Origin of the sequence: Brevundimonas pishanensis (assembly GCF_022750635.1) — a bacterium.
GTDB classification, from domain to species: Bacteria; Pseudomonadota; Alphaproteobacteria; order Caulobacterales; family Caulobacteraceae; genus Brevundimonas; species Brevundimonas pishanensis.
Window position 1 is genome coordinate 206086 of sequence record NZ_JAJKBG010000003.1, and the last position, 26016, is coordinate 232101.

General features: G+C 62.7%; 22 protein-coding genes and 1 other RNA gene. 17 read left to right on the forward strand and 6 right to left on the reverse strand.

What is annotated here, in order from left to right; all coding sequences use genetic code 11:
- Positions 1 to 75: 75 nt before the first annotated feature.
- The 15 genes from sppA (at position 76) to LOX95_RS07445 (ending at position 16655) form a co-directional block, all read left to right on the forward strand.
- Positions 76 to 1872, forward strand: coding sequence for a signal peptide peptidase SppA (gene sppA / locus LOX95_RS07375; protein ID WP_242913829.1), 1797 nt, complete (start codon positions 76 to 78; stop codon positions 1870 to 1872).
- A gap of 115 nt (positions 1873 to 1987) precedes the next feature.
- Positions 1988 to 2320: a hypothetical protein gene (locus LOX95_RS07380; protein ID WP_242913830.1), complete on the forward strand. Its 333-nt coding sequence runs from the start codon at positions 1988 to 1990 to the stop codon at positions 2318 to 2320.
- Between the two features lie 17 nt (positions 2321 to 2337).
- On the forward strand, positions 2338 to 3099 hold the full coding sequence (locus LOX95_RS07385) for a peptidoglycan recognition protein family protein (RefSeq protein WP_242913831.1): 762 nt from the start codon (positions 2338 to 2340) through the stop codon (positions 3097 to 3099).
- Between the two features lie 50 nt (positions 3100 to 3149).
- Positions 3150 to 3521, forward strand: an RNA gene (gene rnpB, locus LOX95_RS07390) — RNase P RNA component class A.
- Between the two features lie 585 nt (positions 3522 to 4106).
- Positions 4107 to 4580, forward strand: a complete 474-nt coding sequence (locus LOX95_RS07395; protein WP_242913832.1) for a division/cell wall cluster transcriptional repressor MraZ — start codon at positions 4107 to 4109, stop codon at positions 4578 to 4580.
- Positions 4577 to 5530, forward strand: coding sequence for a 16S rRNA (cytosine(1402)-N(4))-methyltransferase RsmH (gene rsmH / locus LOX95_RS07400; RefSeq protein WP_242913833.1), 954 nt, complete (start codon positions 4577 to 4579; stop codon positions 5528 to 5530). The genes LOX95_RS07395 and rsmH overlap by 4 nt, the downstream gene beginning before the upstream one ends.
- Positions 5527 to 5970, forward strand: a complete 444-nt coding sequence (gene ftsL, locus LOX95_RS07405; protein ID WP_242913834.1) for a cell division protein FtsL — start codon at positions 5527 to 5529, stop codon at positions 5968 to 5970. Before rsmH ends, ftsL begins: the two co-directional genes overlap by 4 nt.
- 20 nt (positions 5971 to 5990) lie before the next feature.
- The gene (locus tag LOX95_RS07410; protein WP_427846576.1) at positions 5991 to 7760 is read left to right on the forward strand and encodes a peptidoglycan D,D-transpeptidase FtsI family protein; all 1770 of its coding nucleotides are present in this window, start codon (positions 5991 to 5993) and stop codon (positions 7758 to 7760) included.
- Complete coding sequence (locus LOX95_RS07415; RefSeq protein ID WP_242913836.1) at positions 7757 to 9217, forward strand: UDP-N-acetylmuramoyl-L-alanyl-D-glutamate--2,6-diaminopimelate ligase; 1461 nt, start codon at positions 7757 to 7759, stop codon at positions 9215 to 9217. Before LOX95_RS07410 ends, LOX95_RS07415 begins: the two co-directional genes overlap by 4 nt.
- Positions 9210 to 10613, forward strand: coding sequence for a UDP-N-acetylmuramoyl-tripeptide--D-alanyl-D-alanine ligase (locus LOX95_RS07420; protein WP_242913837.1), 1404 nt, complete (start codon positions 9210 to 9212; stop codon positions 10611 to 10613). The genes LOX95_RS07415 and LOX95_RS07420 overlap by 8 nt, the downstream gene beginning before the upstream one ends.
- Before the next feature lie 15 nt (positions 10614 to 10628).
- A complete protein-coding gene (gene mraY / locus LOX95_RS07425; protein ID WP_242913838.1) occupies positions 10629 to 11738 on the forward strand; it encodes a phospho-N-acetylmuramoyl-pentapeptide-transferase in 1110 nt (369 codons plus the stop codon).
- Between the two features lie 4 nt (positions 11739 to 11742).
- Positions 11743 to 13143 carry a UDP-N-acetylmuramoyl-L-alanine--D-glutamate ligase gene (gene murD, locus LOX95_RS07430; RefSeq protein WP_242913839.1) on the forward strand — a complete coding sequence of 467 codons (1401 nt, stop codon included), beginning with the start codon at positions 11743 to 11745 and terminating at the stop codon, positions 13141 to 13143.
- Positions 13140 to 14318 (forward strand): FtsW/RodA/SpoVE family cell cycle protein, encoded by a 1179-nt coding sequence (locus tag LOX95_RS07435; RefSeq protein ID WP_242913840.1) that lies wholly within the window; start codon positions 13140 to 13142, stop codon positions 14316 to 14318. Before murD ends, LOX95_RS07435 begins: the two co-directional genes overlap by 4 nt.
- Positions 14319 to 14352: 34 nt before the next feature.
- Entirely contained in the window at positions 14353 to 15459 is a 1107-nt protein-coding gene (gene murG, locus LOX95_RS07440) for an undecaprenyldiphospho-muramoylpentapeptide beta-N-acetylglucosaminyltransferase (protein ID WP_242913841.1), read from the forward strand.
- Positions 15460 to 15521: 62 nt separating this feature from the next.
- Entirely contained in the window at positions 15522 to 16655 is a 1134-nt protein-coding gene (locus tag LOX95_RS07445; protein ID WP_242913842.1) for a mechanosensitive ion channel family protein, read from the forward strand.
- Here LOX95_RS07445 and LOX95_RS07450 read toward each other — a convergent pair.
- The gene (locus tag LOX95_RS07450; protein ID WP_242913843.1) at positions 16652 to 17101 is read right to left on the reverse strand and encodes a hypothetical protein; all 450 of its coding nucleotides are present in this window, start codon (positions 17099 to 17101) and stop codon (positions 16652 to 16654) included. The genes LOX95_RS07445 and LOX95_RS07450 overlap by 4 nt on opposite strands.
- Positions 17102 to 17147: 46 nt before the next feature.
- On the opposite strand from LOX95_RS07450, the gene LOX95_RS07455 reads away from it, so the two are divergent.
- The gene (locus LOX95_RS07455; RefSeq protein ID WP_242913844.1) at positions 17148 to 17957 is read left to right on the forward strand and encodes a WecB/TagA/CpsF family glycosyltransferase; all 810 of its coding nucleotides are present in this window, start codon (positions 17148 to 17150) and stop codon (positions 17955 to 17957) included.
- Here LOX95_RS07455 and smc read toward each other — a convergent pair.
- From smc to LOX95_RS07475, 4 genes are all read right to left on the reverse strand, one after another.
- Positions 17947 to 21387: a chromosome segregation protein SMC gene (gene smc / locus LOX95_RS07460; protein WP_242913845.1), complete on the reverse strand. Its 3441-nt coding sequence runs from the start codon at positions 21385 to 21387 to the stop codon at positions 17947 to 17949. The genes LOX95_RS07455 and smc overlap by 11 nt on opposite strands.
- Before the next feature lie 9 nt (positions 21388 to 21396).
- Complete coding sequence (locus LOX95_RS07465) at positions 21397 to 21978, reverse strand: thioredoxin domain-containing protein (protein ID WP_242913846.1); 582 nt, start codon at positions 21976 to 21978, stop codon at positions 21397 to 21399.
- Positions 21979 to 22071: 93 nt separating this feature from the next.
- Positions 22072 to 22677 (reverse strand): DsbA family protein, encoded by a 606-nt coding sequence (locus LOX95_RS07470; protein ID WP_242913847.1) that lies wholly within the window; start codon positions 22675 to 22677, stop codon positions 22072 to 22074.
- Between the two features lie 233 nt (positions 22678 to 22910).
- Complete coding sequence (locus tag LOX95_RS07475; RefSeq protein WP_242913848.1) at positions 22911 to 23486, reverse strand: DUF721 domain-containing protein; 576 nt, start codon at positions 23484 to 23486, stop codon at positions 22911 to 22913.
- An 81-nt stretch (positions 23487 to 23567) separates the two neighbouring features.
- On the opposite strand from LOX95_RS07475, the gene mutY reads away from it, so the two are divergent.
- Positions 23568 to 24599, forward strand: coding sequence for an A/G-specific adenine glycosylase (gene mutY / locus LOX95_RS07480; protein ID WP_242913849.1), 1032 nt, complete (start codon positions 23568 to 23570; stop codon positions 24597 to 24599).
- Between the two features lie 80 nt (positions 24600 to 24679).
- Here mutY and LOX95_RS07485 read toward each other — a convergent pair whose 3' ends face one another.
- The gene (locus LOX95_RS07485) at positions 24680 to 25759 is read right to left on the reverse strand and encodes a site-specific DNA-methyltransferase (RefSeq protein WP_242913850.1); all 1080 of its coding nucleotides are present in this window, start codon (positions 25757 to 25759) and stop codon (positions 24680 to 24682) included.
- Positions 25760 to 26016: the final 257 nt, after the last annotated feature.

Genomic DNA, 26016 nt, shown 5'->3' on the forward strand with positions numbered 1-26016 from the left:
AGGGGAGGATAGCCTGATCGGGCTATCCTCCCTTTGCCTTTGGGCGCTTGTGGCTGAACACGGACTGACGACCTTATGAAGCAATTTTTCCTGACCATGCTTGGCGTGTTTGCCGGGCTTGTGGCCTTCTTCGTAGTTCTTCCCGTGTTGGCGTTGATCTTCTTCGCAGCCATTGCGGCAGGATCGTCCAAGCCGACGACGCCATCCCACAGCGTGCTTGAACTGGACCTGCGCCAAGGTCTGTCGGACCAGACCTCGACCAATCCCTTCGCCATGCTGGGCGGCGGCTACTCGGTCACCAAGGTGGTCGATGTGCTGGCTCAGGCGGAGAACGACAGCAGCGTCAAAGCTCTGCTGATCCGCGCACCTCAGGGCGGCATGACCCCCGCACACGCCGACGAATTGCGTCAGGCCATTTTGCGCTTCAAGAAGTCGGGCAAGCCGGTAATAGCCCACGCGCAGGGTTTCGCCCCGTCTGGCGCGGTGGTGTCCACCTATATGCTGGCTTCGGCGGCGGACGAGCTGTGGATGCAGAACACCTCGTCGTTCCAGGCAACGGGTCTGGCTTCGGACGCATTGTTCCTGGGTCGTGCGGGCCAGAAGTACGGTGTCAAAGCCGATTTCGAGCAGCGCTACGAGTATAAAAACGCCGTCAACGAATACACCCAGTCGGACTTCACCGCCCCGCACCGCGAGGCGATGCTGGCATGGATGAACTCGATCCATTCGGCGGCCCTGTCGGCGATTGCCGCTGACCGCAAGCTGGCCCCCGAGGTCGCCAAACAGATTATCGAAGCGGGCCCCTATAACGCCCAACAGGCACTCGACCTCAAGCTGATCGACCGTATCGGTCAAGTCGAGGAAGCCGAGAAATACATCAAGGACAAGGCCGGCAAGGACGCCAAGATCGTCCCGTTCGGTGACTATTCCTCGGGCAAGGGTTTCCGCACGTCGATGGGAACGGGGGCCAAGTCGGCCATCGCTATCATCGGTGGTGAAGGTGCCATTATGACGGGCCGAGGTGGCGCGGGATCGCCCTTCTCGACCAGCAGCGACATCTATTCGGACGATCTAGCCCGCGCGATCTACCAAGCTATCGACGATAAGGACGTGAAAGCCATCGTCTTCCGCGTGTCGTCACCGGGCGGCTCGCCCGACGCGTCCGAACAGATCCTCGATGCCCTGCGCGCCGCCAAGAAAGCAGGCAAGCCGGTCGTCGTATCTATGGGGGCCTATGCGGCCTCGGGCGGCTACTGGGTCAGTTCGGAAGCGGACTGGATCGTGGCCCAGCCGACGACCCTGACCGGCTCGATCGGTGTATTCGGCGGCAAGATTGTCTTTGCCGATGCTTTGGCGCGTTTTGGTGTCGATATGCGCGGCCTGTCCGTCGGTGGCGACTTTGCCGATGCCTTCAGCCCGACCGAAGGCTTTGACCAAGGTCAGCGCGCAGCCTTCGCCGCCTCGATGGACCTGATCTACGAGCAGTTCGTCGAGCGTGTGGCACGTGGTCGCAAGCTGCCGGTCGAACGGGTTCGCGAAATCGCCAAGGGCCGCGTCTGGACCGGTGCCCAAGCCAAGGAGCTGGGGCTGGTTGATCAGCTCGGCGGCATGAACGAAGCCATCCTTAAGGCGCGCCAACTGGCCAATATTCCGTCGGCCGAGGGCGTCCGCTTCAAACACTATCCAACCCCGCAAACCCCGTGGGAAGCGCTGGCTATGGCCTTTGGCGCGTCGGGCGAAGCCGCGACGACCATGATCCGTATCGGCCAGCTTATGGGCGATCCGGCAGCCGAGGCTGTCATGCAGCGCGTCCATACCGAGCAACTGCGTTCGCGCGGTGCCTCGGTGCTGGCTGAACAACCTTCGTTCTAAGGCGTTGGTAGGGAGACGTGACGCGTCCGTGATGTCGCAGGTCATTGACCGTTCAGCTTGATGATCCGACATTAGGTCCTGTCGCGCTCTCCCCGCGCCGAAAGGTATAGAGAATATGATCCAGTCAGATCCCATGCCCCAAATCGGGTTTGCCGCACGTCGTCGTGCTGGCGGTGGTCTGTGGTCGTCCCTCGTTTGGCTAGGCGGTTTGATCGCCACGGCTGTGGCTGTGGCCATCGGTGCTGTGCTGGCTGTTCTGACGGCGGCGGCAGTTGCCGTTCTGGCTGTGGTTGGCGGTGTCGTGTTGTTCTTTGCGGGCTTTGCCCTGCGCGCACGCCGCACGCGTCAGATGCGTCAGGCCGCCAAGGCTGCCGACGAAGGCATCATCGATGCTCACAAGGTCGGTGATACCTGGGTCGCCTATGGATGGGAGCGTGAGGGGCGTTAACGCCCTTTCCTCTGCCTATGGATTTTATCGAAGCCCCGTCTTCTAATTTCGATCAGCGTGCCGGACTGCCGGACATTTTGGTCCTGCACTACACCGGCATGCAGACGGGGGAGGAGGCGCTGGCTCGCCTTTGCGATCCCGAGGCCAAGGTGTCGTCGCACTATATGGTTGAAGAGGACGGTCGCATCTTCCGTCTGGTCGCCGAAGAGCGCCGCGCGTGGCACGCCGGACGTGGCGTGTGGCAGGGCACAGACGATGTGAACGGTGCCTCCATCGGCATCGAGATCGTCAATCCGGGGCACGAGTTCGGCTATCGCCCGTTCCCCGAAGTCCAGATTGATGCGGTGATCAAATTGGTCGCCGATATCCGCAGCCGCTGGACCATCCCCGATAACCGCATCATCGCCCACTCTGACATGGCACCATCTCGCAAGGACGATCCGGGCGAGCTGTTCCCGTGGAAACGTCTGGCAGGCGAGGGGCATGGCTTATGGTTCGAGCCTGCTGCCGAGCGTATTCAGGCGCTGGGTGTTCCGCTGCAACCGGGTGACGAAGGGCTGGGCGTGATCGTGCTGCGCGCCGGTCTGCATCGCCTCGGCTATGGCATCCAACCGGGCGGCGAATACGACGAGGAAACCGTCCAGACTGTCAAAGCTTTCCAACGCCATTGGCGTCAGCACCGCGTGGACGGCATCGCCGATGGCGAGACCCGCGCGCGTCTGGTTGGACTGTTGCAACTGGCCAGCGTCGAAAGCCCGACGGGCGTTCTCGACAGTTAACTCAACTGTTTCCATTGACGGCGGCACCCGAAACGCTCACTTAGGCCGCGCCAGACGGTCGGACGGTCGCGGCAGGGCTTGACCCTGTCGAGGAAAGTCCGGGCTCCACGGTGAAAAGGCGGCGGGTAACGCCCGCCCGGGGTGACCCGAGAGACAGTGCCACAGAAAGCAAACCGCCACGATTTATCGGGGTAAGGGTGAAAGGGTGGGGTAAGAGCCCACCGCGTCTTCGGTAACGAAGATGGCAAGGTAAACCTCGCCTGGAGCAAGACCAAATAGGGACGTCGCGCGGGTTCGCCCGCAGGGTTCACCGCCCCGGACGTCCGGGTAGGTCGCGAGAACCATCCAGCAATGGTTGGTCCAGAGGAATGATCGTCACCACCTCGGTGGTACAAAACCCGGCTTATAGACCGTCTGGCATTTATACCCTTTCGAAAGGGGCAAACTCACCACACCTAGGGTGAGGCCTGAGGCTTTTAATGGGTCTGGAGTTGGTCGCCCTGACCCATTGGCGATTACGCTATCTATGTCCGCAAAGCTGCCCATCGGTTTTGAATACCGACCGTGCTCGATATCATCAACGGGTCGAAATCATGTGCGTGCTCTACCCGATGGACGAAATGGGTGGGCGAAAGCGTAGCCGGTCGCAAATGGGATAGGTCCCCACAAAACTCGAAATTTTATTTACCGTGATGGGATGGGCTGCCCCTGCGCCGCCAATCGTGGCCGTTTCATGTCCATACGCTTTGGTAAGTGTTTGAGCTTATGTCGCTTATTGAACGTGAGGGCACGTTAGGCCCTGTGGATTGTTCTGTGTATGTTCTTGATTTGCGGACGTTCTTGTCCACCGCGATAGTGAAAACATAGTTAAACATCCCGCTTCATCCCATTGAGGCCCATTTGATCCCATGGTATCCCACAAGCTGACTTAATCGGCTGTAGGGCGTGCCTTTTGCGCGCCTGCCGGAAGCATCAGGGACGGGCCATCTGGCTCGATGGGATTGGGCGTGTTTCTCTCGACCTACGAGAAACAATTGGACGCTAAGCGCCGCCTGCTCGTTCCGGGTGATTTCCGCACGGCTGAAAACGGTGCCGAACACGGCATCTTCCTGTTCCCCTCCATCGAAGCAGACTGCCTTGAAGCGGGTGGCGACCACCTGTTTGCCGTCTATAACGAGATGATCCAATCGCTGCCGTTCGGCTCCGAAGAGCGTTCGGCGCTGGAGTGGCAGGTTATGGGCGAGCAGGTTCGTCTGTCCTACGACAGCGGCGGCCGCATCACCCTGCCAGACTATCTGTGCGCCGAGGCGGAACTGTCGGACAGCGTCGTGATCGTGGGTCTGAATGATCGCTTCCAAATCTGGTCCAAGGCCAAGTGGATGGCACGCCGCGCCGAACAACGCGCGGTCGCCAAGGCCAGCCTGAGCCAGATCGGCAAGCTGAAGCTGCAAGCCCAGATGAAGCTGGGAGGCGGCGAATGACCGAGAAGCCTCACCTTTCAGTCATGCTGCCGGAAGTACTGGCAGCGCTGGACGCAAAGCCCGGTGACGTCATCATTGATGCGACCTTTGGCGCTGGTGGATACACCCGCGCCATTCTCGCGACTGGCGCAGAGGTCATTGGCCTCGACCGCGACCCGACCGTTCAGGTGCACGCCGACGCCGTTAAGGCCGAGTTCGGCGACCGTTTCCAACTGATCCAGACCCCGTTTGGCGATCTGGACAGTGCGTTCGAGGAAAGCGGCAAGGCCAAGCTGGACGGCGCAGTGTTCGACATCGGCGTCTCGTCGATGCAGTTGGACCAAGCCGACCGCGGCTTCTCCTTCATGCGTGACGGTCCGCTGGACATGCGCATGGCCGACACGGGCGAGACCGTAGCGGACCTCGTGAACAACTGGGATCACGGTCCGCTCGCGCACATCATCAAACTGTATGGCGAAGAGCGTCAGGCCGGTCGCGTGGCGACTGCCATCCTGCGTCGCCGCACGGAAAAGCCGTTCACCCGCACGCTCGATCTGGCCGAAGTCATCGAGAAGGCTCTGGGCGGTCGTCGCGGTGCAGCGATCCATCCGGCAACCCGCACCTTCCAAGCCCTGCGTATCGCCGTGAACGATGAACTGGGCGAGCTGGAGCGCGGCCTTGTGGCTGCCGAGCAAAAGCTGGCACCGGGTGGTCGCCTCGTGGTTGTGACCTTCCACTCGCTGGAAGACCGCATAGTGAAGAACTTCCTGACCGAGCGCACGGGCAATACGCCTGCGGGTTCGCGTCACGCTCCGGTTGCGGTTGATCCGCGTAAGCCGACCTTCACCCTCAAGTTCAAGGGCGCACAGGCTGCGACCGAAGAGGAGAGCGCGGTGAACCCGCGCGCCCGTTCGGCCAAGCTGCGTGCCGCGATCCGCACCGACGCGCCGGCATGGGGGGCTTTGAAATGAGCCGCTTCATGATGGGCGTAAAGCGCGTGTTCGACTGGCGCGTTCGCGGCGTTCGCTGCGTGGAGCTGATCGGCGTCGTCTGCCTCGCGGCGGTGATGGTGTCGGTCTATATCGTCAAGACCGCGGCTGCCCGCGAAAGCTCCGAGATTAGCCAGATCGAAGCGGAAATCCGTCAGGACCAACAGCGTGTTCGTCTGCTCCGCGCCGAGGCTACCCGTCTGGAACAGCCGGCCCGCCTAGAAGCTCTTTCGCGCCAACTGGGCCTTGAGCCGGTCGAGGTCACCCGCCGCGCCAACGCCGACGGCCTTTCTGAACTGGCCGCTGCGCACCAACCTATTGTCGCCGCTGCTGCGCCTGCTGCCGCACCGGCTGCCGCGCCTGCCGAAGCTGCTCCGCAAGTCACTGCTCCCCAGACCTCTAGCCAAGAGAATGGCCTATGAGCGTTCACGATCATCGCGATATGGGCTGGACCCGTCCTGCCCCCGGTAACGTCAAGGTTCCGTCGTTCGAGGGTGTGCTCGCGGCCATCGGCAACCGTGTTGCCGCCATGGTTTGGGACGTCGAGAACGCCTATGGCCGCGCACGCAGCCATGACCGCGCTCAGGATGATCCGCGCTTCCGCATTTTCTTGGTGATGGCCGTCTTCAGCCTCGTCTTCCTGGTACTGACGCTGGGTGCAGGTCACGCAGCATTGCTGGCCGACAAGGGCCGCGTCGGCGCTGGCTCTTCGCGACCGATGCTGACGCGTGGCGATCTGGTGGATCGCAACGGCATGCTGATGGCCACCAACATCACCCACTACGGCCTGTACATCGATCCGCGTGAAGTCTGGGATCGTGATCTCGCCCGCGCGCAACTGCTGGAAGCCCTGCCGCGTATTCCTGCCAGGAAGCTGGATCGTGTTCTGGACGGCGAGCGTCGCCTGATTGTTGCCTCGGGCCTGACCCCGCACGAGCGTATGGCGGTTCACCGTCTGGCTCTGGGTGGTGTGACCTTTGAACCCGAAGACCGCCGCGTCTATCCGCTGGGCGCATCGGCCTCGCACCTGCTGGGCCGTGCCGACACGGGCGGGCAGGGCGTCTCGGGTGCAGAGCTGGCCTTTAACGACCAGATCAAGGCCGCTGGCGCAGTGGGCGAAAACTACGCCATCTCCATCGACATGCGTATCCAAGGCGTGGTCGAGAACGAACTTGCCGCTGCCGCTATCGAACACAAGGCCAAGGGCGGTATCGCTGTGGTCGCCGACGTCCAGACGGGCGAGATCCTCGCCATGGCGTCGTGGCCAACCTATGACCCGAACCGTCCGGTGGCTCAGGGCGACAACGCCACGCTTAACCGCGTGACCTCGGCCCACTATGAAATGGGCTCTATCTTCAAGAGCTTCACCGTCGCTGCGGGTCTGGATACGGGCCGCGCCGACATGAACACCCTGTTCGACGCCTCGCAGGCCTTCCAGATCGGCAAGCGTCGCATCACCGACTTCCACGCGAAGAACAAGGTGATGACGCTGGAAGAAGTCTTCCTGAACTCGTCCAACATCGGCACGTCGCGTCTGGCTGTTGAAATGGGTCCGGACGTGATGCGCGACTATTTCAAGCGCCTCGGCCTGCTGGATGCCGCGCCGATCGAACTGCGCGAGTCCAACCGCCCGACCGTGCCGCGCAAGTGGGACGACTCTACGCTGGCTTCGCTGTCGTTCGGTTATGGCATCATGGCGACCCCGCTTCAGGCAGTCGCCGCCTACAACGCCCTGAGCAACGGCGGCACGTATGTTCCGCTGACCCTGCGTCGTGGCGGTAACCCCAATGCCAAGACCCACCGGGTGGTGTCGCCGGAAACCTCGGCCACCATGCTGGAACTGATGCGCCGCAACGTCAGCCGTGGCTCGGGTGGTCGCGCCAACGCACCGGGCCTGCGCGTCGGCGGCAAGACCGGCTCGGCCAACAAGCTGGTCAACGGTCGCTATGACCCGACTGTCGCTGTCGGCTCGTTCGCCGCTGTGTTCCCGACCGATGGTCCGGTGACTGCCAAGCGTTACAGCGTCTTCGTCCTGATCGACGAGCCGGGCCAGTACCCGCGCACCGGCGGCTTCGTCGCCGCTCCGGCCGTAGGTCGCATTGCCGACCGTATCGCCGAGTTCCTCGGTGTCGAGCGCAAGGCCGACCGCTGGTTCACCGCGACCGGCGAACGCATCCCTGAATTCCAAGACGTAGAAGGTGACGGCCGATGAGCGCCCAACGCCTGTCAGAACTGCTGAATCGTGATCTCAGTTCTGACCCCGAAATCACCTCTGTCACGTCCGACAGCCGCAAGGTGAAGCCGGGTTCGTTGTTCGTCGCCTTGCCGGGTACGCAGACGGATGGCCGCTCGTACATTCACCAAGCCTTGTCGCAGGGTGCCGCCGCCGTGCTGGCCCCTAACGACACGCCTTCGGATGCTGCACCGCTGCTGATCGGCTCGGGCGATGTCCATCGCGCCTATGCCATCGCTGCGCGTGCCTTCTACGGTGCCCAGCCCAAAAACTGCGTCGCCATCACCGGTACCAATGGCAAGACTTCGGTCGCCAACTTCTGCCGCCAGATGTGGGCGGCCATGGGCTATAAGTCGGCCAGCATGGGTACGCTGGGCGTCGTCGGCCAAAAGGGTGACAAGACCTACGCCTTGACCGGTCCCGGCCTGACCAGCCCCGATGCCGCCGAGGCCGCACGCCTTCTGGCCGAACTGGCCCGCAAAGAGGTGACCCACCTCGCGCTCGAAGCCTCATCGCACGGTCTTGATCAGCGCCGGATCGATGGCGTGGCTATCAAGGCGGCTGGCTTTACCAATCTGACGCAGGACCACCTCGACTATCACCACTCGATGGACGAATACCGCGCCGCCAAACTGCGCCTGTTCGAGACCCTGTTGCCGCGTGGCCGCACCGCAGTTCTGAACGCCGATAGCGACGCCTATTCGGCCTTTGCCTCGGCTTCGATCATGGCGGGTCTGGGCGTGATGGGCGTAGGCGAGCGTGGTCGCGATATTAGCCTGATCCAGCGCCGCCCGACGCCGGAGGGCCAGCGTCTGGTCCTCGACGTTCAGGGCCGTGTCCACGACATCCTCCTGCCGCTGGCCGGTGCCTTCCAGGCGTCGAACGCTCTGGTCGCTGCCGGGCTGTGCATCGCTGCGGGTGAAGATCCGGACAAGGTCATTCCGGCTCTGGAAATGATCGAGGGTGCCCAAGGCCGCCTGCAACGTATTCAGGCTCCATCAATGAAAGGCGGCGAGGTCTATGTGGACTACGCCCATACGCCCGATGGTCTGGAAACTGTCCTGAACGCACTGCGTCCACACGCGACGGGCCGACTGATCGTGGTGTTCGGCGCAGGTGGGGACCGCGACCGCACCAAGCGTCCGCTGATGGGTGCCATTGCCGGCCGTCTGGCCGATGTGGCCATCGTCACCGACGACAACCCGCGCTCGGAAGATCCGGCCTTCATCCGTTCGCAGGTGAAAGAGGGCTGCCCCGACGCCAAGGAAATCGGCGACCGCCGTGAAGCTATCCGTTACGCAATTGGTATGATGCGTGAAGGAGATGTGGTGGTCATCGCCGGAAAAGGGCATGAACAGGGGCAGATCGTCGGTGGAGTCGTACATCCCTTCGACGACGCCACTGAAGCGACCTTGGCCCTGACCGAAAATGCCTGATTTGAAAACGCCGCTCTGGACTGCCGAAGCCATTGCTTCGGCTGTTGGCGGCAAGCTTGAAGGTGCCGACGCTGACGTCGGGGGCCTGACCTATAACAGCCGCGAAATCCAAGCCGGTGACTTGTTCCTTGCCCTGAAGGGCGAGCGCGACGGGCACGAGTTTGCGTCCAACGCCTTTGCGGCAGGTGCCGCCGTGGCGCTGGTCGAGCGTCCGGTAGAAGGCGGGGCCTATGTTGTCGTGCCCGATACGCTCAAAGGCCTTGAAGCCCTTGGCGCGGCCTCGCGTGATCGCTCCAACGCCAAGCGCGGTGCGGTGACGGGCAGCGTGGGCAAGACCAGCGTGACCCAAGCGATCAAGGCGGGCCTTGATCTGGCGGGCAAATCCCACGCCTCGATAAAGAGCTATAACAATCACATCGGCGTGCCGCTGACCCTGTCGCGTATGCCCGCCGATACGGAGCGTGCCGTGTTCGAGATCGGCATGAACCATCCGGGCGAGATCGGCCCGCTCTCGCAACAGGTCCGCCCGCATGCGGCGTGCGTGACCACGGTCGGTCCGGTCCACATCGAAGCCTTTGCCGACGGCGAAGCGGGCGTGGCTCGCGAAAAGGGCGCGATCTTTGAAGGTTTGGTTGAAGGCGGCGTGGCTGTCATCAACGGCGACAACGCCTATGCCGAGATCGTCAAACAGGCTGCTCGTGATGCTGGCGCTACGCTGAAAGTCTTCGGTACGGGCGAAGATGCCGACGCGCGTCTGCTGTCGTTCGATGCCGATCCCGAAGGCGCGACCGTCGTCGCTGAGATCGAGGGCGAACGTCATGCCTTCCGTCTGGCTCAGTCGGGTGTGCATTGGGGCCTGAACAGCCTGTGCGTTATCCTGATGCTGCGGGCGCTGGACGTTTCGCTGGATATCGCCTTTGAGGCGCTGGCGAACTTTGCTCCGTTGGCCGGTCGTGGCGAGCAGACGGTCGTGGCGCACAAGGGTGGTCACTTCACCCTGATCGACGAGAGCTACAACGCCAATCCGCTGTCGATGAAGGCAGGCTTCACCAGTCTTGGCCAGCATCCGGTGGACGGGAAGGGACGCCGTGTGGTGGTCCTGTCCGACATGCTTGAACTGGGTGAGCACAGCCGCGCCCTGCACGAAGGTCTGGCCGAGCCACTGGTTCTCAACAAGATTGATGTCGTCCACCTCGCCGGGCCGCAGATGCGCCTGCTTTACGACGTCCTGCCGCCGTCACTGCGTGGCGAATGGCGCGAAACTGCTGCCGAGCTTGCCGCTATTGCCGGTGAACTGGTAGCGCCCGATGATATTGTCATGGTCAAGGGATCGAACGGCTCGAAGGCCGCTCTGGTCGCCAAAGCCCTCGCAGCGCTGAACAGCACGGCCGAGTAACAGGAACACCGCCCGATGTTTTACCTCCTGTATCTGTATTACGCAGACGTCGCCCAGAACTATCCGCTGCTGCACCTGATCCAGTATCAGACCGTGCGCGTGGGTCTTGCGATGGCGACGGCGATGATCGTGGCCGTGGCCATGGGCAGCCGCTTCATCAACTGGATGCGCGCCCGTCAGGGCAAGGGCCAGCCGATCCGTGACGACGGTCCGGTGACGCACCTGTCCAAGGTCGGCACCCCGACCATGGGGGGTCTGATGATCCTTGCCGGTATCGCTGTGGCGGTACTGCTGTGGGGCGATTTGACCAATCCCTATATCTGGATCGTGTCGGGCGTGACGGCCGCCTTCGGCGTCCTCGGTTTCGTCGATGACTACGCCAAGGTCACCAAGCAGTCGTCGGCCGGTCTGACCTCCAAGCAAAAGCTTCTGGCCCAAACGATTGTGGCTGTGATCGCTGGTGTTCTGACGGTGCTGTGGATGACCCAGTCGCCGACTTCGCCGGGTCTGGAAACCTCGATTGCCTTCCCGTTCCTTAAGGCGGTTCTGCTGAACATAGGCTGGTTCTATGTGGCCTTTGCCGCCTTCACCATCGTGGGCTTCTCGAATGCGGTGAACCTGACCGATGGCCTTGATGGTCTGGCGATTGTACCGGTCATGATGGCGGCGGGTGCTTTCGGCATCATCGCCTATCTGACGGGTAACTTCCTGTTCGCGGAATACCTTCAGGTGCACCACGTACCGGGTTCGGGCGAGCTGGCCATCTTCTGTGCGGCCATCATCGGCGGCGGCATGGGCTTCCTCTGGTACAACGCACCCCCTGCTAAGATCTTCATGGGCGACACCGGTTCGCTGGCTCTGGGCGGCGCTCTGGGTTCTATGGCTGTGGCGACCAAGCATGAACTGGTGCTGGGCATCGTCGGCGGCCTGTTCGTTGTCGAAGCCGCATCGGTCATGATTCAGGTTGGCTATTACAAGCTGACGGGCAAGCGCATCTTCCTGATGGCCCCGATCCACCACCACTTTGAAAAGATGGGCTGGCCGGAATCGACCGTCGTTATCCGTTTCTGGATCGTCGCGGCCATGCTGGCGCTCATCGGTCTGTCCACCCTCAAACTGCGTTAATTCCATGATCCCCGTCCCCGGTTTTGGAGGCAGACGCGTTGCGGTTTTCGGCCTTGGCCGATCGGGGATCACGGCTGCCCGTGCGCTACAGGCGGGCGGCGCAGAACCCGTCCTCTGGGACGACGGCGTCTCGGGCCGGATGCAGGCAGAGGCCGAAGGCTTTAACGTTGAAGACCTGACCAGCGCAGACTGGTCGGGTTTTGACGCTCTGGTCCTGTCGCCGGGTGCACCCCTGACGCACCCCAGACCTCACTGGACCGTCGAAAAGGCGCATGAGGCAGGGGTTCCGGTTATCGGCGATGTGGAACTGTTCGCCCGCGCTCTCGATGCCTTGCCGTCGGACAAGCGCCCGCGGGTCGTCGCCATTACCGGCACCAACGGCAAGTCCACCACCACGGCCCTGATCGCTTTCGTGCTGAAGCAAGCAGGGCTGAAGGTTCACATGGGCGGCAATATCGGTATCGGCGTGCTGGCCTTGCCGGCGCCCACGACCGAAGCCGTCTATCTGATTGAGGTGTCCAGCTATCAACTGGACCTGACGACGGCGTTCAAGCCGGACGTCGCTATCCTGACCAACATCAGCCCCGACCACCTCGACCGTCATGGCGGGATGGAAGGCTATGTGAAAGCCAAGTCCCGCATCTTCCAGGCCCAATCCGGCAATGACCTCGCCCTGATCGGCGTGGACGAACACTGGGGGCAGGGCCTCTCCGATGCCGTCGAGGCGCGGGGCGAGAAGGTCATTCGCATCGCCACTGCCCGCACTCCTGAAGACCTGCCGCGAGAGGGCTGGCGTGCCGCCCCCGGTCTGTTGCTGACGGATGAACGCGAAATCGACCTGACGGCGGCCCGCTCTTTGCCTGGTCGACATAACGCCCAGAACGCCGCCTTTGCCTATGCAACCGCGCTGGCGCTAGGTCTGTCGCACGAACAGGCACTGGCCGGTGTCGTCAGCTTCCCGGGTCTGGCACACCGCATGGAGGCCGTGGGCCGTCTGGGCGGTGTGCGGTTCATCAATGACTCCAAGGGGACCAATGCTGACGCCGCCTATCAGGCGCTGGCCTCCTATCCCAAGACGTTCTGGATCGCCGGTGGCGTACCCAAGGCGGGCGGTATCGAGCCGCTGCGTCCGCTGTTCGGCCATATCGCCAAAGCCTATCTGATAGGACAAGCGGCAGACGCGTTTGCTGTAACTCTGGGCGACGTCCCTCATGTCGTGGCCCACACGATCGAGCGCGCCGTGCAGTTGGCCGCCGAAGATGCGGCCAAGACGGGCGGTGATCAGGTGGTGCTTCTGTCGCCCGCCTGTGCCAGCTTTGACCAGTTCCCTGATTTCGAAGTGCGCGGGGAATCCTTCCGTGCGGCGGTTCTCGCCCTCGGAGCCACTGCGGAGTCCGATCATTGAGCCAGTCTTACGCCCATCCGTTCTCGCGCAGTGACCAGAGCGTTCTGGCGCGCTGGTTCTGGACTGTTGACCGCCCGCTGTTGGTGGCTGTCCTGACGCTGATGTTTATCGGCGTGGTGCTCAGCTTTGCGTCCAGCCCCGCCGCTATTCTGGCGGATGAATCCATCACCAACCCATTCCATTATTCATACCGGATGATGGTGTTCTCGGGCTTGGGCTGCGCGACCATGCTGGTCACCAGCATCTTGTCGGTAAAGGGCGTGCGCCGCCTGTCCGTACTGGCGCTGTGCGCGGCCATCGTCTGCATGATGGCGCTGCCGTTCATTGGCGACACGGTCAAGGGCGCGGCCCGCTGGATCAACCTTGGTCCGTTCAGTCTGCAACCTTCGGAATTCGCCAAGCCCGGCCTGATTGTCTTTGCCGCATGGATGTTCTCCGAGGCGGGCAAGGGGCAGGGCGTCCCCGGCGTGAGTATCGCCGTTGGTGCCTGGGCGACGGTCGTGGCTCTGCTGCTTATCCAGCCGGATATCGGCCAGACCTTGCTGGTCACCACAACGTTTGCCGCCGTCTTTTTCATGGCGGGAATGCCTATGAAATGGGTGGCCGGGGTGGCCGCTGCTGTTCCGCTGGCGGGCGCAGGCCTGTTCCTGACGTTCGGACACATGCGCGACCGTCTTGACCGCTTCTTCTCGCCGGAGACGGCTGACACTCACCAGATCGACCGTGCGTCCGAAGCGATCCGTGCGGGCGGCCTTGTCGGTCGCGGCATTGGCGAGGGTGTGATGAAGCGTCACGTGCCCGACCTGCACACCGATTTCATCTATTCGGTTGGTGCCGAGGAATATGGACTGGTGCTGTCGCTGTGCATCATCGGCCTTTATGCCTTCATCGTACTGCGCGGCATGCGCAAGGCGATGAAGCTTGCCAATCCGTTCGAGCAGACGGCTGCTGCGGGCCTGTTCATGCTGATCGGCCTCCAGGCCTGCATCAATGTGGCCGTAAACCTCAGCCTGATCCCGACCAAGGGCATGACATTGCCGTTCATCTCCTATGGTGGCTCGTCCATGATCGCCATGGGGCTGACTGCAGGCTTTGCCTTGTCTTTGACCCGACGTCGTCCGGGGGCCTATGAACCCGGCGCGAACATTTCCTCGCGTAGCCGTATCCTGCCCTAGTCGTCGTTCTGAAGAACGGAACCCGAGAAACAATATGACTTCTGCGTCCCGCGTTTGTGTTGTTGCCGCTGGTGGCACCGGTGGCCACATGTTCCCGGCCGAAGCTTTGGCCAAGGTCATGGCCGCACGCGGCTGGAAGATCATCCTCGCCACCGACAAGCGCGGCCAAAACTATGCGCAGGCCTTCCCCGCTCAAAAGATCGTGGCGCTGGACGCGGCTACGGGCTCGGGCGTCGTAGGGATGCTGAAAGCCGGGTTGGCCATCATCAAGGGCGTGGGACAGGCCTCGACCGCCTATAATGCCATGGGATGCGACGTGGTGGTCGGCTTTGGCGGCTATCCGTCTGCACCGGCTCTGGTTGCGGCTGTCGCGACCCGCCGCGCCACTGTCATTCACGAACAGAATGCCGTGCTGGGCAAGACCAACCGGTTCATCGCCGCAGCCGTCGACACCGTCGCCGCCGCCTTCCCGAATGTGGGACGCGCGCCCAAGTCGGTCGCAGACAACATCCATGTGGTGGGTAATCCGGTGCGACCGGACATCCGTGCCCTGTTTGACCGCACCTATGCGGCCCCGACGGCTAAGGGCCCGATCAACATCCTGATCACCGGCGGTAGTCAGGGCGCACGCATCCTGTCGGAAGAGACGCCCAAGGCGCTGGCTTCCCTGCCCGCCGACATCCGTGCGCGTCTGGTCGTGTCGCAACAGGCCCGCTACGAGAATATCGCTGCCGCCAAGAAAATATACGCCGATGCCGACATCAATGCCGAGGTCGAACAGTTTTTTGATGACATGGCCAAGCGCCTGTCGACGGCCCATCTGGTGATCGGGCGGGCAGGGGCCTCGACCTGTTCGGAGCTGGCGGTTGCCGCCATGCCGTCCGTCCTGATCCCGTTGAAGATCGCGACCGACGATCACCAGACCCTGAATGCCAAGGTTCTGGTGGATGCGGGTGCTGCACGACGTATCGCCGAAGATGACTTCAGCGCACCGGCCCTGAGTGCCGTTGTCGGTGAAATCCTGTCTAACCCTTCAAACCTCGCGACCATGTCCGCGGCGGCCAAAAGCGTAGCCATTGCCGACGCCGCGGAACGCCTTGCCGATCTGGCCGAGGCGGCTGCGGCGGCGCGCGGCCGCTAAATACTGTTGGCAGCCTAAGGCGGGCGCTTGGGGACAGTACGGAACGCGGTTAGGGTGGGGGCATGCCTCAGTTTGTCAAAGATCTGACCGTCACGGTTTTCGCCCTTTGGAACCAGTTCAACTGGCTGCCAAAATGGGCGGTGATCAGCATCATTGTCGCGGCCTTCACCTTTGCGGGTTGGGCGGCGAACTATGCGGTCTTCTTTGTGCTGCAGTTTTTAGCCCGCAAACGCGATGTCTTCTGGCAGCGCGCGCTCGAAAAGGCGCGGGTCCAGATCGGCGTGCTGGTGATGATAGTCGCGATGGCGCTGGCCGTGACGGTCTCGCCGCTGTCGGTCGAGATGTCGATCATCACGCGGCGGACGCTACTGTTTGCGTTCCTTCTGGTCACAGGCTGGACCTTGGCGGGGCTGGTCGATGCCGGGGCCACGGCCCAGCTCAAACGCTACGACACCGAAGACGACGCCAACACCCACGCTCGCAAGCGGGTAACCCAGACCCGCATTCTTCGCCGCGTTTTGCAGGTATTGATCCTGCTGGTGACGCTGGGTTTGGCGCTTCTGACTATACCGGGCGTTCGCCAGTGGGGCCTGTCGCTGCTGGCATCGGCGGGTGTGGTCGGTATCGTTGCGGGTCTGGCGCTACAGCCTTTCCTCGCCAACCTGATCGCCGGCATCCAGATTGCCACCGCCCAACCCATCCGCATTGACGACGCTGTTGTCGTTGAAGGCGAGTGGGGACGGGTCGAAGAGATCACCTCAACCTATGTGGTGGTCAAGCTCTGGGACTGGCGCCGTATCGTTCTGCCGCTGACCTATTTCATTCAGCGTCCTTTCGAGAACTGGACGCGCATGGATACGCGCCTTTTGGCTCCGGCCTTTCTGTGGGTGGACTATGAAGCGCCCATCGACCGTCTAAGGACCAAGCTGGAACAGATCGTCCATGGCTCCATCCATTGGGACGGCGATGTGGTCTCGCTGGTGGTGTTCGACATCACCGAGCGCACGGCCAAGATCCGTTGTACCGCCAGCGCCCGCAATGCTTCTGCGGCTTTCGACTTGAAGTGCGAGATACGCGAGAAGATGCTGGCCTTCATGCGCGACGAATGCCCCGAGGCCCTGCCGCGCGACCGCGTGGATGTGGCGCAGGCCAAGCCTTTGCCCAAGGGCGCGATCGTTCTTAACGAAGGCGCTTAATCAGCGTCACGTGTCAACTGGATAGCCTTCGACAAATGCGTCGCGTCCACGCGAGGCTCGACCCATCCGCAAGCCACAGCCGCCAGTTCGGCGGCTTCTCCTCCGGGCGATAGCTCGATGACCGGGCCGTCAATCGGCATCACGGGGCCTATCACCAAGTCGTCTCGCAAGGACGCATAGTCCATGCGTTGGCCTGTCTTGGCGATACAGTCGAACTGCCACCAGGAATAGCCGCCGATGTAGTTCTTTCCGCCAATGGCGGATGGCTCCGCGCTCAACTGCACGCTGCGCATGCGGGCGTTGGCCCCGTCGCGAGTGATGCTGTCCAGCTCGGCGAAATAGACGAACCGGCCTTCCCGCACCAACTGCATACGCACGTCTTCTGGCTCGGCAGTCTGGCCACCGGTGAATGCGAGAACTATCGCGAGCGTAGCAAGTTTTGACACTGTGTGAGAACTCATCGTTAATCGGCGTTAGCTAAGCTACAGGTTAATGACCCAACCGCATCTTAACGCCACAGCCACCACCAATATCAAATCGTCCCGACCCGTGGGACAAAGAGTGACTGTGCTCGGCCAACAGATGGACCTGATGACAGGGCGTCAGGTGTTGGAGTGGGTGGTCTATGCCGCGCGCGGCCGCCGGCGTGCGATTGTCGCCAACCACAATCTGCACAGCCTGTATCTGGTCGAGCGCCATCCCGAGATGGCGCGCCTGTATGACATGGCCAATCTCATTCAGGTCGACTCCATGCCGTTGATCCGGTTTGCGCAGATGACCGGAAAACCTGCCAAGGCGGAGCATCGCTCGACCTATCTCGACTGGCGCGACGACTTTTGGGGATTGGCCCAGCGGTTTGGCTTGCGCGTCTTCTATCTGGGCGGGGAGCCCGGCATCGCGACGGGTGCCGTGCGTATGATGGAGATGGCCTATCCCGACGTGCGCTTCTCGGGCCATGACGGCTTTTTCGACGTGACCAAGGACGGCGAGGCGAACCAGAAGGTTCTGTCGACCATTCGGCGCTTTGCTCCTGATATTCTGATGGTTGGCATGGGAATGCCGCGTCAGGAAATCTGGATCGCCGAAAACTATGAAGACCTACCGCCGTGCGTCGTCATGCCAGTAGGGGCCGCTTTCGACTATGAGGTCGGTGCCCAGAAAGCAGCGCCGCGTTGGATGGGCGACTGGGGGATCGAGTGGCTGTACCGACTGTGCAGCGATCCCAAGCGACTGGCGTCCCGCTACCTTTATGAGCCGTGGTTCCTGCTTAAACCCGCCTATCGGGACCTGATCAGGCGTTGATGATGGTCTCGGCCTGTTTCAGGTCGACGCTGACCAGCTGGCTCATGCCGCGTTCGGGCATGGTCACGCCATAGAGGCGGTCCATCCGGCTCATCGTCACCGGATTGTGGGTGATGCAGATGAAGCGGGTGTCGGTGCGCGAACGCATTTCGTGCAGCATCTTGCAGAAGCGGTCGACGTTGGCATCGTCCAGCGGCGCATCCACCTCGTCCAGCACGCAGACGGGGGCAGGGTTGGCCAGGAACACGCCAAAGATCAGCGCCGCTGCCGTCAGGGCCTGTTCGCCACCCGACATTAGGCTCATGACCGACAGGCGCTTGCCGGGCGGGCAGGCGTAGATTTCCAGACCGGCTTCCAGCGGGTCATCGCTTTCTACCAGCTTCAGTTCGGCCTGACCGCCACCGAACAGGGCCTCGAACAAGGCTTTGAAATTCTCGTTGATGATCTCGAAGGCGGCGAGCAGGCGCTCGCGGCCCTCGGCGTTCAGTTCATCAATGCCGTCGCGCAATTTGGCGATGGCTTGGGTCAGGTCGATGCGCTCGGACTTCATCGCGCCCAGGCGGTCGTCGTATTCGGCGGCTTCCTCCTCGGCCCGCAGATTGACCGCGCCCAGCGCCTCGCGCTCGCGTTCCAGCGCGAACAGCAGGTTCTCGGCCCCCTGCGTATCCGGCGGGCGGGCGATGGCATCTTCCTGAAGCTTCTTGCCCAGTTCTTCGGGCGTCATCTGCGCGGTTTCGCCCAAGTTGCGGTCGGCGTCGGCCAGCTTTTCATCGGCCGCTTCGGCGCGGGCCTGAAGGGCGGCGCGGGCTTCGCGGGCCTGACCGGCAGCGGCTTCGGCGGCGCGGGCGGCGCGGTCGGCCTCGGCGGCGTCGAACTCGACATGTTGCAGGGCGTCGGTCGCAGCCTTTTTGCGGTTCTCGGCAGCGATCAGCGTGTCCATCAGCTTGCCGCGTTGTTCGGCAAATCCGGCGGGCGCTTCCTCGGCTTTCTTGAGCTGGGCGGCGGCCTTTTCGGCGTCCTTTTCCAGCGTCTTGATGCGGGCGGTGGCTTCTTTCGAGCGTCCGATCCAGCTTTCATGGGCGCGGGACAGACTACCGAGGCGTTGTTCGCGCTGCTGGCGGTCACGCAGCTCCTCGTCGCGGCGTGAACGGGCGTTCTGCGCGGCCTGACGGGCGTTGTCGGCAGCGCCGCGCGCGGCGTTCAGATCACCGCGCAGGGTGGCGATAGTTTCGGACGCTTCCTCGATGTTTTGCGCGGCGCCGTATGCAGTCTGCGCCTCAGCTGTTTCGGCATCCAATCGAGCGACGGTCTCGTCCAGCGACTGTGCGCGGGCTTCCTTGCGGGTTTGCTCCCTGCGCAGATGCTCCAGCCGGTCGCGGGCACTGGCGACGGCCTTGTCCAGACCGAACGGGCGGGTACGTGCCTGTTTGACGGCTTCTTCGGCAGCGCGGAATGCGTCGGTAGCGGCACGCATGGCGGCTTGTGCCGCCTCCAGTGCAGGACGCCCCGCGTCGATCTCGGCTTCCAATTCCGACAGGCGCGTGCGCTGGGCCAGTCGCACGGCGGCGGGGCGCGGAGCCTCGGCGCGGCTGACGAAACCATCCCAGCGATAAAGGTCGCCTTCCTTGGTCACCAGACGCGCACCTCGCGGCAGACTGCGGGCGAGGTCGGCGACGCGGTCACGCGGGGCAACGCCGCAGAAAGCCAGACGTGCGGCAAGTTGTTCGGGCGCATTCACATGGGCCGACAAAGGCTCGACGCCATCCGGCCAGCTATGCGGCGAGGCCTCGGCTCCGGCCCAGTGCGCAGGGGCAGCATTGTCTAGCGCGGCATCCAGATCATCGCCCAGAGCAGCGGCCAGTGCGGCCTCATAGCCCTTACTGGCCGAAACCTTATCCAGCGCTGGGGCATGCTGGCGCTTACCCGTGACGAGCAGTTGCGCCAGACCACGCGCTTCGGTTTGCAGACGACCCAGACGGTCTTCCAGTTCGCGGGCCTTGGTGCGGGCGTCCTGCTCGGCGCGGGCGGCGTCACCACGAGAGGTCTCGGCAGCTTCCACAGCTTCGCGGGCAGCGACCAATTCGGCTTGGGCGTCGGCCAGCGCCTTTTCGGCGGCGGCAATCTCCGGCGTTTCCAGCGGACCGAGGGCCTCGCGTTCGCGCTTGGCCTGATCGCGCTGTGCGGTCACGCGGGACAAGCGGGCCTCGGCGTCGCGTTTGCGGGCGCTCTCGGCATTGGCGCGGGCCTCGACGGCAGCCAGCGTCCCTGCGAGGCGTTCCACCTCGGTATCGGCCTGTTTGCGGGCGTCTTCGGTCTCAAGGACGGCGCGTTCCAGTTCGGGCGTGCGTTCTGGTGCAGCGGCGATCTCGGCCTTCAGGCGCGACAGATCGTTTTCGATCCGGTCCAGTTCGCGCTGGGCATCGGCGGCCATGCGGCCTTCGCGCTCGATGTCGCTGTTGATGCGGGCGACCTCGGCCTTCAGGCGGTCGACCTCGGCTTTTGCAGCCTGTTCGGCCATGTCGAGGCGGTCGCGTTCCAGCGTGGCGCGGTGGAGCAGGGCCCCGGCGACGGCGTCCTCTTCACGCGCAGGCTTCATCGCCTCTTGCGCATTGAGTGCAGCCGTCTGGGCGGCGGCTGAAGCCGTGGTTGCCTCGGCCACAGCCTGCTCTGCGGCGCGCAGTTCGTTGCGTGAAGCGGCGGCAGCCTGTTTGGCATCGGACCAGCGCACATACAGAAGCGCCGCCTGAAGGGCGCGGATTTCGGCGCTGATCTTTTTGTATTTTTCGGCCTGACGGGCTTCACGCTTCAGGCGGTTGAGCGTGGATTCCAGCTCCTTGCCGATGTCGTCGAGGCGGTCGAGATTGGTCTCTGCCGCCTTGAGGCGCAGTTCGGCCTCGTGGCGCCGGGTGTGCAGACCCGACACGCCGCCCGCTTCCTCAAGGATGCGACGACGGTTCTGCGGCTTGGCCGCGATCAGTTCGGAAATCTGCCCCTGACGCACCAGGGCCGGAGAGTTGGCGCCCGTAGAGGCATCGGCGAACAGCAGCTGGACGTCACGCGCCCGCACTTCCTTGCCGTTGATACGATAGGTCGAACCACGCCCGCGCTCGATCTTGCGCGAGACTTCCAGCACGGCTTCGTCGGTGAAGGGCTGGGGCGCGCGACGCAGGGCGTTGTCGATGGTCAGGGTGACTTCGGCGTGGTTGCGCGGGGGCCTACCCGCCGCACCCGCAAAGATCACATCCTCCATGCCCTGACCGCGCATGGCCTTGGCCGAGTTGGCCCCCATGACCCAGCGCAGGCTTTCCAGCACATTCGACTTGCCGCAGCCGTTCGGTCCCACGATCCCGGTGAGGCCAGGTTCGATCTGGACCTCGGCAGGATCGACAAAGGACTTGAAGCCCGAAAGTCGAAGGCGCTGGAAATGCATCGCTCGGGTTTAGCGCGCCAGAGGCTGGATCGCCGCGACCATGCCTTGCAGCGAATGGTCTTCGACGCGGCGGCCATTCACGAACAGCGACGGCGTCGAGTCGACACCTGCGGCCAAAGCGGCGCTCGTATCGCGTGCCAGGCCTTCGGCGGTCGCGGGCAAACGCATGCAGGTTTGGAGCTCTTGCTCAGTACGGCCCGTGGTGCCGATCGCGGAGTACAGCCAATTTTGCACCGCACCCGAGGCAAAGGCCGAGGCTTGATTGGCCATTAGCTGGCTGGCCATATCAAAGAACTTGCTGGGGGCTGCACAGCGGCCAAGGGCTGCAGCGGCGTTTGCTACCTGAAGCGGCGGGGTCGGCAGATCGCGGAAGATCAGTTTGGCCTTGCCGGTGTCGATGTAACGCGCCTTGAGTTCCGGCAGCACCGTGTTGGCAAAGTCTGCACAGTGCGAGCAGGTGAAGCTGGCGTACTCGATGATGGTGATCGGGGCATCGGCGCGGCCCAGCACACGGTCGCTGGGCAGGGATGCCGGAACCGACACGACAGCCGGAGCTTGCCGTGCCGGAGCGGTGGAACGAGTGGGCGACATATCTGTCATCGCCGATGCACTGCCCGCTACGGCCGTAGCCATCGCAAACGCGGTCAGAAGAGGGATAAAACGCCCACCCATATCCATTCGTCCTTACTTGGCTAGTTCTGCGTCGACGGCAGCCGAAAGGCTGCTGAGCGACGAGTCTACGATCTTCTGATCATTGACGTAGAAGGCGGGCGTGCCGCTCACGCCTTTTTCGATACCGGCGCGGATGCGCTTCTCGAGAGCAGCCAGCGCGTCCTTGTCGTTCAGGCAGGTTTCGATCTCTGCTGCCGACATGCCGGCACCTTGTGCGATGCGGTTCAGGCTCTGGCGCGGCGGAACGCCGGCAGCCCATTCCTGTTGCGAGGCCATGATGGCATGCACGACGTCGAAGTATTTGTCGTTACCGGCACAACGGGCCAGCATGAAACCGGCGGCAGCAATGTCTTGCGGCGGGGTCGGGAACTCGCGGAAGATGAAGCGGACCTTGTTGGTGTCCACGTATTTGGCCTTGAATTCCGGCCAGACTTCCTGGTTCCAAACGGCGCAGTGACCGCAGGTAACCGACGCGTATTCGACCACGGTGACCTTGGCACCCTCTGCTGCGCCCAGCGCCATATCGCCTTCCGCGGCACCACCGGCCTTGGGCGAGCAACCCGCCATGGCAACCATCGCGCTGAGAGCGGCGGCAGTGATTGCTGCGCGGCGGCTCATAGCCGCAAATTTGTTCTTGGAAGCCATTGGTCGGACCTCAATCCTCAGAAGCTAAGATATGGGAACAGTGGGGGGTGTTGTCCTACACGACACCCAGTTCCGTCTAGATTAAACACGCCGATCTCGCTCGATAACGCTATTTCGCGTGGATGGCGGTTATTTAATCTCCAGTACCATTGCGGCACCATGCGAGAACAGTGGTTGTTCATTGCAAACAGCGCGCTATTGCGATGTCAACGATACGGGTCCTCGCCTTCGTCCTGCGAACGGGCGAGGGCGGCCTTGCCGAGTTTGGTCAGAGCTTTGCGTAAATGTTCGGGCAGGTCGGCAACCGACGCTTCCAACTCGGCTTCGGCAGCCGGAGCAATCGGCGGCAAGGGTTTGAGCGTGCGAGAGCGCGGGGCCTTGGTCGAGGTGACAAGCGGCTTTACCGGCCCCTGCTGGATGCGGATTTTTTCGATGGCATTGGCACCGAGGTACAGGTTCACCTGCTCGATGATTTCGTGCTGCTGATGCTGGACCAGAAGCGAGGCGGGGCCTACGACGCGCAGTTCCAGAATGCCCGGCGTATTGCCCTTGCCCTTGATGATTTTTAGCGGGCGCGAAACGCGGGCCATGCGCTCGCCGACAATCTCGGCCCAGCGGCCCTCGAGGCTGTTGGCGCTGCGTCCGAATTTGCTGTCCAGTTCCTTGATGAACTTCTGCAGCTTTTGCGAGGCGCGCGGAGGCGGACGCAGCGGCGGCTTGGTCCTTCGCTGTGCGAGGATCTGGCGGGCTTCTTCTTCGGTGGGCAGGGGTCTGCGCGACATGGAACTGTTATAGGCGAAAGTTGGCCGTTTGCCGATGCGAAGAAAGCTGTCGGCTGCGAATAAAGCCGCTATTCAGGCGGGATGAAGCCCTCCGAAATCGCCCGACTGCGTGCTGCCTTGCTCGATTGGTATGATGCCAACGCCCGCGACCTGCCGTGGCGAACTGAACCGGGCGAGGCAACGCGCACCGATCCTTATCGCGTGTGGATGTCTGAAGTCATGCTGCAACAGACGACGACCGTCCACGCGGCTCCATACTTCCACACCTTTACGAAGCGCTGGCCAACCGTCAGCGACTTGGCGGCAGCGGACGACGCCGATGTGATGGCAGCATGGGCGGGGCTTGGCTATTACGCCCGTGCCCGCAATCTGCTGGCCTGCGCGCGCATGGTCGCCGAGGATTACAACGGCGTGTTTCCCGATACAGAAGAGGCGCTTCTGAAGCTGAAGGGCGTGGGTGCCTATACAGCTGCGGCGGTGGCGGCGATTGCCTTTGGCCGTCCCGCCAATGTGGTCGACGGCAATGTCGAACGCGTCATGAGCCGCCTGTTTGCGGTAAAGAACGAGGTGCCCGCCGCGCGTCCGGAGTTGAAGCGTCTGGCGGGCCTGTTCGTCAGCGACCATCGCCCCAGTGATTGGCCTCAGGCCCTGATGGATCTTGGCGCTCGTATCTGTCGGCCCAAGTCGCCCCTGTGCGAGCAATGCCCGTTGTCGTTTGGCTGTGAAGCCTATGCCGAGGGCGAACCGCAGTCCTATCCGCGCAAGGCCAAAAAGGCCGAGCGCCCGCACCGTCTGGGCCATGCTTTTGTCCTGCGCGATGGCAAGGGCAGGGTGGCTTTGGTCAAGCGCCCCGAGAAAGGACTGCTGGGGGGCATGCTGGGGCTGTTCGGCTCGGAATGGTCTGCTGTTCCTGCCTATGAGCCGCCATTGACAGCGGACTGGGTCGAGGCAGGGACCATCAACCACGTCTTCACCCACTTCTCCCTCGACCTGACGGCGCATGTGGCGACGGGACATGCGGACGATCCATCGTTGATCTGGATAGACGAAGCAGAGGCGCTGAAATCCCTACCGACCGTGTTCAAGAAGGCGCTGGAGCGGGCGCTGGCGTGACAAAGAAAAAGGGCCGCTCCTTTTGGAAGCGGCCCTTGAAGTTTCGGGCGATGCGCCGCCCGCCGTTTGTCCGAGAAAGCTTACTGCATACCGGCGCGGATTTCGGCGCGCAGGCTGTCGATGGGGCGCAGACCCTGATCGGTCTTGAAGCGCCAGTAGGTCCAGCCGTTGCACGCCGGAGCATTTTCCAGCAGGGCACCCAGCTTGTGGATCGAACCCGTCAGTGAACCGGACACCAGCGAGCCGTCGGCGCGGACGCGAGCCTCGTGATCACCCTTGGGGCAATAGAGTTTGTCACCCGGCGACAGCAGACCGGCCTCAACTAGCGCGCCGAACGGAACCTTGGGCTCGGCCTTCTTGGAGCCGGTGACGACAAGGTCTTCTGGATTGGCAGGAATGATCGCGTCGATGCGGGCCTGTGCCAGTTCCGCATAGGTTTCGTCGCGCTCGATACCGATGAAGTGGCGGCCCAGACGCTTGGCAGCCGCACCCGTGGTGCCAGTGCCGAAGAATGGGTCGAGGATCACATCGCCCTGACGGGTCGCCGACAGGATCACTCGGTGCAGCAGGGCTTCCGGCTTTTGGGTCGGGTGGGCCTTGTTGCCGTCGGCATCTTTCAGCCGCTCGCCGCCGGTGCACAGGGCCAGCGTCCAGTCCGAACGCATCTGGGTGTCTTCGTTGAAGACCTTCAGGGCGTCGTAGTTGAAGGTGTAGCGCTTTTGATCGCGCGACTTGGCGGCCCAGATCAGGGTCTCGTGCGCATTGGTGAAACGCGTGCCCTTGAAGTTCGGCATCGGGTTCGACTTGCGCCAAATGATGTCGTTCAGAACCCAGAAGCCGAGGTCCTGCATCGCCGAGCCGAGACGGAAGATGTTGTGATAGCTGCCGATGACCCACAGCGTGCCGTCGTCTTTCAGCACGCGCTGGCATTCTTTCAGCCATGCACGGGTGAAGGCGTCGTAGGCGGCGAAGCTGTCGAACTTGTCCCAGTCGTCGTCGACGGCATCAACTTTCGAGTTGTCCGGACGCAGCAGGTCGCCGCCGAGTTGCAGGTTATAGGGCGGGTCGGCAAAGACCATGTCCACCGACTTGTCCGGCAGGCCCTTCAGACGCTCGATGCAGTCGCCGCGAAGGATGACGTCGGTTTGAATGTCGGACATGGATAATCGGCCCCAGTGGTGTTGAGGGCGCATCGTGAGTCATCGTGGTTAACGCTTGGTAATCAAATCGGTTTTGCGATTCTTCCAAGAGTCAAACGCTGATCTTTGGGACTCTCCAGAGTCCGATGGATAAGGGTTTTGGCAGATTCCGACTCCGCAAAATTTATTTTTGCAGACCCCGCTTGAGCGCGACTTCACTGCGTTCGCCCATCACCAGTTTGTTAATTTCCTCAAGATCGTCCGCATCGGACACTTCG